This is a genomic window from Azoarcus sp. L1K30, assembly GCF_018122735.1.
Lineage (GTDB): Bacteria > Pseudomonadota > Gammaproteobacteria > Burkholderiales > Rhodocyclaceae > Parazoarcus.
The window spans coordinates 2,515,884-2,527,788 of record NZ_JAGRRD010000001.1 but is presented as its reverse complement, the minus strand read 5'-3'; the positions used below and the strand labels follow the sequence as shown (position 1 = coordinate 2,527,788).

At 63.0% G+C, this 11,905-nt stretch carries 10 protein-coding genes; 3 read left to right on the top strand and 7 right to left on the bottom strand.

Annotation, left to right across the window (positions count from 1 at the left end):
• Window positions 1-6: 6 nt before the first annotated feature.
• Both J5J83_RS11595 and J5J83_RS11590 read right to left on the bottom strand, forming a co-directional pair.
• A complete protein-coding gene (locus tag J5J83_RS11595) occupies window positions 7-1,632 on the bottom strand; it encodes an ABC-F family ATPase (RefSeq protein ID WP_212349254.1) in 1,626 nt (541 codons plus the stop codon).
• 93 nt (window positions 1,633-1,725) lie between these two features.
• Window positions 1,726-2,247: a GNAT family N-acetyltransferase gene (locus J5J83_RS11590; RefSeq protein WP_212349252.1), complete on the bottom strand. Its 522-nt coding sequence runs from the start codon at window positions 2,245-2,247 to the stop codon at window positions 1,726-1,728.
• Window positions 2,248-2,452: 205 nt separating this feature from the next.
• On the opposite strand from J5J83_RS11590, the gene J5J83_RS11585 reads away from it, so the two are divergent.
• Window positions 2,453-3,007 (top strand): DUF3592 domain-containing protein, encoded by a 555-nt coding sequence (locus J5J83_RS11585; RefSeq protein ID WP_212349250.1) that lies wholly within the window; start codon window positions 2,453-2,455, stop codon window positions 3,005-3,007.
• A gap of 30 nt (window positions 3,008-3,037) precedes the next feature.
• Here J5J83_RS11585 and yegQ read toward each other — a convergent pair whose 3' ends face one another.
• Window positions 3,038-4,411, bottom strand: coding sequence for a tRNA 5-hydroxyuridine modification protein YegQ (yegQ, locus tag J5J83_RS11580; protein ID WP_212349248.1), 1,374 nt, complete (start codon window positions 4,409-4,411; stop codon window positions 3,038-3,040).
• Between the two features lie 245 nt (window positions 4,412-4,656).
• Between yegQ and J5J83_RS11575 the strand changes: the two genes are divergently transcribed.
• The gene (locus J5J83_RS11575) at window positions 4,657-5,859 is read left to right on the top strand and encodes an ammonium transporter (RefSeq protein WP_212349246.1); all 1,203 of its coding nucleotides are present in this window, start codon (window positions 4,657-4,659) and stop codon (window positions 5,857-5,859) included.
• A gap of 140 nt (window positions 5,860-5,999) precedes the next feature.
• On the opposite strand, the gene J5J83_RS11570 is transcribed toward J5J83_RS11575, so the two are convergent.
• From J5J83_RS11570 to lysM, 3 genes are all read right to left on the bottom strand, one after another.
• Window positions 6,000-7,286, bottom strand: coding sequence for a TIGR03862 family flavoprotein (locus J5J83_RS11570; RefSeq protein ID WP_212349244.1), 1,287 nt, complete (start codon window positions 7,284-7,286; stop codon window positions 6,000-6,002).
• A gap of 1 nt (window position 7,287) precedes the next feature.
• A complete protein-coding gene (locus J5J83_RS11565) occupies window positions 7,288-7,722 on the bottom strand; it encodes a thioesterase family protein (protein ID WP_212349242.1) in 435 nt (144 codons plus the stop codon).
• 152 nt (window positions 7,723-7,874) lie between these two features.
• Window positions 7,875-8,378: a peptidoglycan-binding protein LysM gene (gene lysM / locus J5J83_RS11560; RefSeq protein ID WP_212353039.1), complete on the bottom strand. Its 504-nt coding sequence runs from the start codon at window positions 8,376-8,378 to the stop codon at window positions 7,875-7,877.
• A 201-nt stretch (window positions 8,379-8,579) separates the two neighbouring features.
• Here lysM and J5J83_RS11555 point away from each other — a divergent pair, with 201 nt between their 5' ends.
• Entirely contained in the window at window positions 8,580-9,080 is a 501-nt protein-coding gene (locus J5J83_RS11555; protein WP_212349240.1) for an OmpA family protein, read from the top strand.
• A 108-nt stretch (window positions 9,081-9,188) separates the two neighbouring features.
• On the opposite strand, the gene J5J83_RS11550 is transcribed toward J5J83_RS11555, so the two are convergent.
• Complete coding sequence (locus J5J83_RS11550; RefSeq protein ID WP_212349238.1) at window positions 9,189-11,876, bottom strand: EAL domain-containing protein; 2,688 nt, start codon at window positions 11,874-11,876, stop codon at window positions 9,189-9,191.
• Window positions 11,877-11,905 lie beyond the last annotated feature (29 nt).

Genomic DNA, 11,905 nt, shown 5'->3' with positions numbered 1-11,905 from the left:
CGGGGTTTAATCGAGGCCCTGGCTGGAGAGGTATTCCTCGTATGTGCCGCGGTAGTCGATGACCGTGCCGTCGAGCTTGATTTCGATGATGCGCGTCGCCAACGAAGACACGAACTCGCGATCGTGCGAAATGAACAGCAGCGTACCGGGAAACTTCTCCAGGCCACTGTTGAGCGACTCGATCGATTCCATGTCGAGGTGGTTGGTCGGTTCGTCCATCAGCAGCACGTTGGGGCGCGACAGCATCAGCTTGCCGAACAGCATGCGGCCCTGTTCGCCACCGGAGATGACCTTCACCGATTTCTTGACTTCATCCCCGGAGAACAGCAGGCGTCCGAGTGTGCCGCGGATCAGGGTTTCGACGTCGCCGCCGACCGACTCCGAGGTGATGCGCGCATAGTCGGCAATCCAGTCGGTGAGACTGACGCCGCTGGCAAAATCCGCCGAGTGATCCTGGGCGTAATAGCCCGGCTTGGCCTTCTCTGCCCACTTCACGGCGCCTTTTTGCGGGCTGAGCTCGCCCACCAGCAGTTTCATCAGGGTGGTCTTGCCCACGCCGTTCTCGCCGATGATGGCCACCTTGTCGCCGGCATCGATCGCGAGCGACAGGCGGTTGAACAGCGGCTTTTCCATGCCGTCGTAACCGAAGCTGATGTTGTCGACCTCGCAGGCCAGGCGGTGAAGCTTGTCCTTCTCGTCGTATTCGAAGCGGATCCACGGGTATTGACGCGAGGACGGCTTGACGTCTTCGGGCTTGAGCTTGTCGATCAGCTTCAGGCGGCTGGTGGCCTGCTTGGCCTTGGATTTGTTGGCCGAGAAGCGGCGCACGAACTGCTGCAGTTCGGAGATCTTGTCCTTGGCGCGCGAGTTGGCCGCTGACTGGCGCTCGCGGGCGATTGTCGCCGCTTCCATGTAGTCGTCGTAGTTGCCGGCGTACACGGTGATGGTGCCGTAATCGAGGTCGGCCATATGGGTGCAGACCTGGTTGAGGAAGTGGCGGTCGTGGGAGATGATCACCATCGTGCAGTCACGATTGTTGAGCACGTCTTCGAGCCAGCGGATGGTGTTGATGTCGAGGTTGTTGGTCGGTTCGTCGAGCAGCAAAATCTCGGGGTTGGCGAACAGCGCCTGGCACAGCAGCACGCGCAGCTTCCAGCCCGGGGCCACATTCTTCATCGGCCCGTTGTGCAACTCGGTGCCGATGCCCACGCCGAGCAGCAACTCACCCGCACGCGCTTCGGCCGTGTAGCCGTCGTATTCGCCGAACTTGCCTTCGAGTTCGGCGGCACGCATGTAGTCGTCCTCGGTGGCCTCCGGATTGGCGTAGATGGCGTCCTTCTCGGCCATGCACGCCCACATCTGCTCGTGGCCCATCATCACCACATCGAGCACGCGCAGGTCTTCATAGCCGAACTGGTCCTGGCGCAGGTAGGCCATTCGCTCGTGCGGGTCCTTCGACACATTGCCGGCTGACGGCTCCAGAATGCCGCACAGGATCTTCATGAATGTCGACTTGCCGGCACCATTGGCACCGATCAGGCCGTAGCGGTTGCCGTCGCCGAACTTGACGGAAACGTTCTCGAACAGGGGCTTGGCCCCGAACTGCATGGTGATATTGGCGGCGACGAGCACGGCGAGTCCTGTTATTCAGATAAAACAAAGCCTTGCATTATAGCGCAACGCAGTGTGCGCTGCAGCACGGTGTGGCTGGCGGATTGGACCTGCCTACCCCGCTTCCGCTGTCTGCGGCGCCAGCCATTTCTGCAGGAACAGCGCGTGGCCGGCCTCCGGATCGAGTACATAGGGGTGAAAACCCGCGCGGTCGTAGGCGGCAAGCGCCGCACCGTTGTTCGACAGGACTTCGAGTGTGAGCTTGCAACATCCGCGCGCGCGAGCCGCCGCCTCGGCCGCGCCAAGTAGCGCCTGGGCAACGCCCCGGCCACGGTGGTCGGCATGCACTACCAGATCGTGGACATTGAGCAGCGGCGCGGCGGCGAAGGTCGAAAAGCCTTCGAAGCAGTTGATCAGGCCGCAGGCAAGGTCGCCCTTGAAAGCGAGGAAGGCAACGTAGTCGTGGCGAGCCTTGAGCCGCGCGATGAGCGTTTGATGCAACCGTACGTCCAGCGCTTTGCCGCCGCCCATCGGATCCCTGGCGTAGTGATCGAGCAATTCGATGAAGATGCGTGCATGGTCTGCCTGCGTCAGGTCGAGGGCGGTGGTGGCGATGTCTTTGGCGAAGGCGGACATGGATGGGCGAGGTGGCGATTAGTCTGCCGGAAGATATAAGACGTGTAACAACGTGTGTATGTCGTCCGGGTTCAGAGAAGGTCGAAGAGTATTTTGTGGTGAGATCGACACGAAATCGATCACGAGCGCCGTCGCCGGATTTACTCCGTTTTCAGTATGCGAGGGCGGGTCGTAGAATACAGCTTCATTCCGAGTTTACATGCCCATGTCGCGTATTTCACTGAAGGTTCATCTGATCGAAGGGGGCATTCGGGTCGTCTTTCCCTTGCTCGGCATATTCTTCCTGGTGGCAGGCATCTTCGGCGCCATCTCCTTCGGCGTTCAGCCGCTCTACGAGGCCATGCAGACACGACAATGGGTGGAAGTGCCGGCGGTGCTCGAGGCGGCGCGGATCGAGCCGCCCGATATATTTCACAACCGGCCGCTGCCGGCATTGATGGTGCGGTTTCGCTATCAGCATGGGACGAAGGAATACGTCGGCTCTCGCTACGACCTCCACCAGGGGGCCGAGCGACGTTCGGTGGTGGAGGCGAACCTTCGCCAACTCAATGCCGGTCGGCTGGTAACGGCCTGGGTCAACCCGCAAATGCCTTCGCAGGCCTTGCTCGTGCGTTCGCTGAGTTGGCCCCTGCTCGCCATGTCCGTGCCGTTTGCCGCGTTGGCACTGCTTGGTGGTTTCTTGCTGCTTGGCGGCATGGTGGCCTGGAATCAAGCGCCGGCACATGTTCGCGCGCGTCGACGCGAGCACCGGGAGCCTTGAGGCCGCAGGTGCCCTCATGCGGGCACGCAGTCAGATGAAGCGTGAGACGAAGCAGGGGGCGTGTGCTGCGGCACCTTGCGGGAGCGCAAGCCAGACCCGTCGCCCGCTGCCAGGTACACACTCGAGCGCGCCGCCTTCGGCGTCCTCGATGCGTTCACAGCGGCTGCTGAAATTGCCGCTCGGCTGGATGAATTCGAGCATGTCGCCCAACGCAAAGCGGTTTTTCACCTCGATTTCGGCCAATCCGCGCGCGCTGTCGAACCCCAGCATTTCGCCAATCAGCAGGCTGCGCCCCGATTCCGAGTGTCCGCGCAGGTAGTTCTGGTGTTCCGGTGTGTGATGGCGCTGATAGAAGCCGTCGGTGTAGCCGCGGTTGGCAAGCCCTTCGAGTTCGCTCAGCAGTTGCAGATCGAACGGGCGACCGGCGACGGCGTCGTCGATTGCGCGACGATAGCTCTGGCTGGTGCGGGCGACGTAATAGGGGCTCTTGGTCCGGCCTTCGATCTTGAGCGAGTCGACGCCGATATCCACCAGGCGCTGCACATGTTCCACCGCGCGCAGGTCGCGCGAGTTCATGATGTAGGTGCCATGCTCATCCTCTTCTATCGGCATCAGCTCACCTGGGCGGCTGCCTTCCTCGAGCAGCCACACGCGGTTTGCCTGGTGGTGTCGCGGACCGCCGCCCAATGCGGTGCCGACGGTGCCAAAGTCGCGGGGGTTGCCCAGCGCGGGTGAGTCGCTGCAGGTCTGGATGTCGCCGGCGCCATTCTCGGCGCCTTCATGCATCTTGTAGTCCCAGCGGCACGAGTTGGTGCAACTGCCCTGATTGGGGTCGCGGTGGTTGAAGTAGCCCGACAGCAGGCAGCGACCCGAGTAAGCGATGCAAAGCGCGCCGTGTATGAACACCTCCAGTTCCATCTCGGGGCAGGCGTTGCGGATGTCGGCGACTTCGTCCAGCGACAGCTCGCGCGACAGGATGATGCGTTTCACGCCCATCGACTGCCAGAAGCGCACGCTGGCGTAATTGGTCGTATTGGCCTGTACCGACAGATGGATATCCACCTCGGGCCAGCGCTCGCGCACCATCATCATCAGACCGGGGTCGGCCATGATCAGCGCGTCCGGCTTCATGGCAATGACGGGTGCCATGTCCTGCTCGAAGGTGCGGATCTTCGAGTTGTGGGGGTAAATATTGGCGACCAGGTAGAACTGCTTGCCCGCCGCATGCGCCTCGTCGATACCGGCAGCGAGCACGTCGAGCTTGCCGAAGCTGTTGTTGCGCACGCGCAGCGAGTAACGCGGCTGACCCGCATACACCGCGTCTGCGCCAAAGGCGAAAGCGGTTCGCATCATCTCAAGCGAGCCGGCAGGCGCAAGCAGTTCTGGTGGGCGGGGTGCGGTCATGGTCTGGGCGGCAGGCGAAAAGCTCGCATTTTACGCACCGCGCAGCCCGGATGCCCACACCAGATGGCGTTTACTCCAGAGTGGGTGTGTTGCCAGTGACTGCACCGGGAGGGTGCTTCAGATTGGCGCTATGCACGAAGACAGTGCGTAACGATGCGCCAATAGTGGGCGCATGCACCGAAAAATATGACTGTCTGCACTGGAACAGTGCTTGCTTTCTGCCTTCCATTCCGTTTGGAGGGCTTATGGAAGCATTCAAGACAAGTAGTGACGTTCTGTTCATCCTGTTGGGCGCCATCATGGTGCTCGCGATGCATGCGGGCTTCGCGTTTCTCGAGGTGGGCACCGTACGCAAGAAGAACCAGGTCAATGCGCTGGTCAAGATCCTGACCGACTTTGCCGTATCGACGCTGGCCTACTTTCTCATCGGCTATGGTATCGCCTACGGCGTGCATTTCTTTTCCAGCGCGGAGAGCCTGATGGAGAAGAACGGTTTCGAGCTGACCCGTTTCTTCTTCCTTCTGACCTTTGCGGCGGCGATTCCGGCCATCATTTCCGGGGGCATCGCGGAGCGCGCGCGCTTTTATCCCCAGCTGGCAGCGACTTTCCTGATCGTTGGCTTCGTCTACCCCTTTTTCGAAGGCATCGCGTGGAACCAGGCCTACGGTGTGCAGGCGTGGCTTAGTGCGACCTTTGGTGCCGAGTTTCATGACTTCGCGGGGTCGGTGGCGGTGCATGCGATGGGCGGCTGGATCGCGCTGCCCGCGGTGCTGCTGCTCGGTGCGCGCCATGGGCGCTACTCGCGTACCGGCGCGATCTCCGCGCATCCGCCCTCGTCCATCCCGTTCCTGGCGCTGGGCGCATGGATCCTGATCGTTGGCTGGTTCGGCTTCAACGTCATGTCTGCGCAGACGCTGGAGAAGATCACCGGGCTGGTCGCCATCAATTCCCTGATGGCGATGGTGGGCGGCACGCTGGCCGCGCTGGTGCTGGGGAGGAACGATCCCGGCTTCGTCCACAACGGGCCGCTGGCGGGACTGGTGGCCGTCTGTGCTGGTTCCGACGTGATGCACCCGCTTGGTGCGTTGGTCGTCGGTGTCGTGGCAGGTGGCCTGTTTGTGGGCATGTTTACGCTCACGCAGAACCGCTGGAAGATCGACGATGTGCTCGGCGTATGGCCGCTGCACGGCCTGTGCGGCACCTGGGGCGGCCTCGCTGCCGGCATTTTCGGCAGCACCGCGCTCGGCGGCTTGGGCGGCGTGTCCTTGATGGCGCAAGCGACCATGACCATGCTCGCCATCGTCGTGGCGCTGGTCGGGGGAGGCGTCGTGTATGGCGTGCTGAAACTGATGGTGGGCCTGCGACTGGACCAGGAAGAGGAATACGTTGGGGCGGACCTTTCGATTCACCGCATTACGTCGACGCCGGAGCGTGAGGCGAACTGGTGATTCTCTGCCGTGGTGAGCCGCCCGATATCCCGGATCGGGTCGGGTGGTTTTGCAGGTCGCGGGGAAACCCCGTCGCCAATAGCGTTGTTTGGGCGCTGGCGTGGCGTCGAACCGGTTGATTTCGGACGTGTGTTGACCGTTCAGTGTGTGTTGAGCCAGTCGATCGTGCGCAGGCCGGCGGCGTGGCCGCTGGCCAGGCAGGCGGTCAGCAGGTAGCCGCCTGTGGGGGCTTCCCAGTCGAGCATTTCACCGGCACAGAAGACGCCGGGCAGGGCACGCAGCATGGTGCCGTCGAGAGTGTCTTCGAAGCGCACACCGCCGGCACTGCTGATGGCTTCGTCCAGCGGGCGGGGCGCGATGAGGCGCAGTGGAAGGGCCTTGATGGCAGTGGCGAGTTGGGCCGGGTCGTTCAGCGCGGCAGCAGGCAGGCACTCGCGCAGCAATCCGGCCTTGACGCCCTTGATGCCGGCTTGACCCTGCAGATGACTGGCGAGCGAGCGGCTGCCGCGGGGGCGTGACAGATCGGCGACGAGCCGTTCGAGGCTGCGGCCGGGCGCGAGGTCGAGATGGAGCGTGGCCTTGCCGCTCGCGTGCAGGCTGTCGCGCAACGGGGCGGACAGCGCGTAGATGAGGCCGCCTTCGATGCCGGTGGGGCTGATCATGCATTCGCCGCTGCGGGTGTGTTCGTGCCCGTGCGGGTCGGTGCAGCGGGCGGCAACGGACTTGATTGGTGCGCCGGCGAAGCGCTCGAGGAAGTGGGTGCTCCAGCCCTTGTTGGCGTTTGCCGTGTCTGTGGCAAAGTCGGTGGAGACGTCGAAGCCGCAATTGGCCGGCCGCAGGTCGGCAATGTCGACGCCGCGGGCGCGCAGCAGATCGACCCACGCGCCGTCGGAGCCAAGCTTTGCCCAGCTGCCGCCCCCAAGTGCCAGGATCACGGCATCTGCTTCTGCGTAGCGCTCGCCTTCCCGGGTCGAGAAGCGCAGGATCTGCGTCGGCGCGGTATCGACCCAGCCTTGCCAGCGATGACGGACGGCGAACTTTACCCCCTGGCTGCGCAGTCGTGCCAGCCACGCGCGCAGCAGCGGCGCCGCCTTCATTTCGGTTGGAAACACGCGGCCCGAACTGCCGACAAAAGTGTCGATGCCGAGCGAGGCGGCCCAGTCGCGCAGCGCGGCGGGCCCGAAGGCCTCGATCATTGGTGCGAGTTCGGCCGCGCGGGTGCCGTAGCGCGTCAGGAAAGCGTCGAGCGGCTCGCTGTGGGTCAGGTTCAGTCCGCCACGTCCGGCAAGCAGGAACTTGCGCCCGACAGAGGGCATGGCATCGAAAACGGTTACGTCGATGCCCTGAGCGGAGACGCGTTCGGCCGCCATCAGTCCGGCCGGGCCGCCGCCGATCACGGCAACGTGTCTGGCCGCAGTGCGCTTCATGTCAGTTCCCGGGTGCAGGAAAGCGGGCGCGGAAGGCTTCGGGAACAGGAGAAATCTTGCGTACGGTGTAGTCGAAGAAGACGATGCCGGTCTTGCCGCGCGCGACTTCGCGTCCCGACGCCTTGTCGTTCATGCGCCATTGCAGGTCGCATCCGTACTTGCTGAAGTCGGCTGCACCCATAGACACCACCATGGTTTCGCCATGGAAGGCTTCCGACTTGTACTGCAGGGCGGCGTCGGCGACGATGATGCCCAGGCCTTCGACGTCGAGCTCCGTGTAGCCCATCGACTTCAGGTAGCGCACCCGTGCTTCGGAAACGACGGTGAGCAGCAGGGCGTTGTCGAGGTGGCCGCCATAGTTCATGTGGCTCAGATAGAGCTGGATGTCGCAGGAGAAGGGCAGGGTGTCGGGCAGGTCGATCTGGATGCGAGGCATGCGCTTGGGGCCAGATGGATTGGCGGGAAATTGGGCGAGCGCCGAGGGTAGCGCCCCTGCTCATGCAATTCAAGCGCCACGCCGATCGCGATTGCGCGGGGATGGCGGGACATGGCGGGACATTTCCCACCATGTCCGGTGATGAGCCTGACTCAGGCTTGCGGCGGAATGCGCAGCATCTGACCCGGATAGATCTTGTCCGGATGGCCGAGCATCGGTTTGTTGGCTTCGAAAATCACCATGTACTTGTTGGCATTGCCGTAATAGGTCTTGGCGATGGCCGACAGGGTGTCGCCGCGCACGACGGTGTGGAAGCGGCCTTCCGGTTCGGGCTTGAGTACGGTGACCTTGTCCTCGACTTCGGCAACGCCGGCGACGTTACCTGCGGCCAGCAGAACGCGCTCCTTGGTGGCCTGGTCGGGCGTGGTGCCGCTGACCGTGACCTTGGCCGAAGCGCCATCGAAGCTGATCGTGATGTCGGGCGTCAGCAGCTTGAGGGTGTCGAGATAGTGCGCAATGGCCTCGGCTGCCTTGGTGTTGGCCCGGGCATTCGCTTCCGGGCTGGGGGCCGCGGCGGCGGCGTCCTGTGCGGCCTTGGCCTCACCGGTACCGAAGAGCTTCTCGCCTGCATCCTTGATGAAACTGAACAAACCCATGCCGATCTCCTTGCGCTGGTTAAAGTGTCCCCACATGAATGCGGGGCTCATGAAGCGTAGGTAAATCTTCTCACAAATCCATCGGAGGTGCAGGATTCAGCAGGATTATTGCATTGCGCAAACCGCGTGGCGTATGCGTGCAATTCGGATAGACTTGCGCGGGTTTGCCATACAACACGAAGACTCGAGTGGGAGCGACACATGTTTGATCAGGAAGACAGCGAACTGAACGTTGTCATGGGGGTGCTTTTCGGTGTGATCGCGCTGGTGATCGCCTTTGTCATCGGGCTCGGCGTGCATTCGCTGGGCCGTTCGAGCGCCATGCCCGCAGCCACAGAAACCGTATTGCTTGGCGGTGAGGTGGAGTACGTCGAGATCGAGGAAGTGGGGGAACCCTTGCTCAAGATCTATTTCGATACCGGCGCGACCACGTTGTCGGCGGACGCCGCGCTCGCCTTGGCGCCGGTGGTGGCGGCGATCGAGGCGCAGGCCGATGCCAGGGTGCTGTTGTCGGGCTTCCATGATGAAACCGGCGCAGCCGACGTCAATGTCGCGGTGGCGCGGGATCGCGCGATTTCGGTGCGCGATGCCTTGCTTGCGGCGGGGGTGGCTGCGGATCGCGTGCTGCTGCGTCGCCCAGCGGTCGCACTCGGTGGCGCCGATGCTGACGAAGCGCGTCGTGTCGAGGTTCGTGTGCAGTAATGACCCGACGCAGGTCAAGAGGGCGCCCGCAGTCGGGGCGCCCTTTTTTGTGGACGGTGCATGCGTGCAAGGCGCGGGGGGCAACGCCAGGCCGCAGGCATGCGCACTTCAGTGCGCAGCTTCGGAGGGCTGTGTGCGCTTCTCTTGTTCGAGGCGACGCGTCGGTAGGGCCTTTTTCGTTTCGCCGATCTGCTCTGCAGTCATCGGACGCGCGAACAGAAAGCCCTGGAAATGATGGCAGCCGTTGGCGCGCAGCGTGTCGCGCTGAGTGTCGAGTTCCACGCCCTCTGCGATGACCTTCAGGTCGAGCGCCTGGGCAAGGGCGATGATCGCCTTGACGATGGCCAGGCTGCTCGCGCTATGTGGCAGATCCTGCACGAAGGAGCGGTCGATCTTGAGTTGATCGAGCGGGAGCCGTTGCAGGTAGGCGAGCGAGGAGTAGCCCGTGCCGAAGTCGTCGATCGAGAAGCGGATTCCGTGGGTGCGCAGTCTGCCCATGCGTTCTATTGCCTCTTCCATGTCGTCGAGCAACAGGGACTCCGTGAGTTCGAGCGTCAGGCGCCCAGCGGGGGCGCCGCTACGATGGAGGGCATCGAGGACCTGGTCGACGAATTCATCGTTGTAGAGTTGCTGGGCGCTGACGTTGACTGCCACAGTGAGTCCCGCGGTCACCGGATCCAGCGCCCATGCCGCCAGTTGTTCGCAGGCGCGGTTGAGTACCATCAGTCCGAGGGCCGGCATGAGCCCGGCGCGTTCGGCAACGTGGATGAACTGGTCGGGGGCGATGAATCCACGCAAGGGGTGTTGCCAGCGCACCAGCGCCTCGACGCCGACCATCTCGCAGCCCGGGCCGAATTGAGGTTGGTAGAGCAGCGTGAATTCGCCTGCTTCCGTCCCTGTCCGAATGTCGTCTTCCAGGCGCAGGCGCGCGGTAACGGTTTCCTGCATGACGGGGTCGTAGAAGCGGAGCTTGCCCTTGCCTCGGTGCTTGGCCTCGTTCATGGCCAGATCGGCCCGCTTCATCAATTCATCGACACTGCCGCCGCTTGCCGGAAACAGTGCGACGCCGATGCTGGCACTGCTCCGGCGAGTTTGGCCTTCGAGCACATAGGGGGCCTTCAATGCCGCCAGTATGCGCTCGGCAATATCGTTGGCCGATGCGTATGCTGCCTGCCGGTCGAGTGCCAGCGCGTCCAGGAGAATGACGAATTCATCGCCGCCGAACCGTGCAACGGTCGCGTTGGCACCGATGTCGGCGGCGATCGCACCCAGCCGCCTGGCCGCCTGCTGCAGCAGGACGTCGCCGTTGTGGTGACCGAGAAGGTCGTTGATGTTGCGGAAGTCGTCGAGATCGATAAACATCAATGCGCCGGCGCCACCTTGTGCGTTGCTCGTAGAGAGGGCCTGCCCCAGCCGGTCCATCAACAGGCGCCGATTCGGCAGCTGCGTGAGGTGATCGAAGAAGGCCAGTGTGCGAATCTCCTCCTCCGTCGATTTGCGCAATGAAATGTCGCTCAGCGCAGCGACATAGTGGGTACTGGTCCCATCGTCGCTACGTACCGCATTGATGGCCAGGGCTTGAGGGTAGATCTCGCCATTCTTTCGTCGGTTCCATACTTCGCCCTGCCAGTTGCCGTTGCGCAGCAGGCTGTCCCACATGTCGCGATAGAACGCCGGGTTGTGACGGCCGGAGCCGAGCATGCGCGTATGTTTGCCGATGACTTCCGTCTCGTCGTAGCCGGTAATGGCGGAGAACGCCTGGTTGACCTTCAAGATCACCCCCGCTGCGTCGGTGATGATCATGCCCTGTTGCGATTCGAAGGCAATGGCGGCGATGCGGCGCTCCTGTTCCGCTGCGCAGCGCTCCGAGATGTCGCGCGCCATGAACAGTACAGCGGGCTTGCCGTTCAATTCCATGTCCAAGGCCTTGCAGCGTCCTTCGAAGGTCCGCGGGCCGGACAGGGTGCGCATGTCGTACTCGACGTTTTCAACGTGCGTGGCTTGCAGTGCGCGCCGGATGGCCGCCAGGAGCTTGTCTGCGAGTCCGGTTGGCAGCAGTTCGTGCATGCGGCGGCCGACTAGTTTGCTGCTCTCGGCGACCAGAAGTCGCTCGTCCTGCGAAACGACTTCCAGGTAGGTGCCGTCCTCATCGAGCAATAAGGCAAGGTCGGGCAAGGCATGAGTGATGGCACGCAACCTTGCTTCACTGCCGGCCAGTGCGCGTTCGGTCTGCTGGCGGTTTTCGATGTCCTGCAGCAGCATGCCGAGCGCGGCAGTCGTTGGTACGAGCACGAGCAGATAAGGAAGCGCCAATTCGGATATGAACAGGTGCCACTGCGCTGCCGGCAGCAGGGTGAACAGCAGTATGGCGAGCAGATGCACGACCAGTCCGAAGAGGAGGAATTGCCACGGGCCGCACGTCACCCGGCGGTGCCTCACCAGTGTGCGATAGATCAGTCCCAGCAATGTCGACGCGCAGATGACGCCGATGCCAACGACGGCGCCCGAGCCGCCAAGCCATGCGCGGTAGCTGCCTGCAATCAGTGCGGCGATGATGCCGACCATCGGACCGCCAAAGAATCCGGCCATGCCCAGCACCGCCGAGCGGCCATCGAAGATGAGGCCGGGCGCAATCGCGACCGGGATCATCATGCCGAAGACGCTGATGGCGCCGAAGATCAGGCCGGCACTGATCTGGAAGGTGCGACGCCGCGAGGAGAAAGCGCGTGTGTTGATGCCCTGCAGCAGGCAGAGTGCGAGCAGAAGTGCTGCGGTCTTGACGAGATCGAGAGTCATCGGGTTGGGAAGTGCGATCGGGCACGATG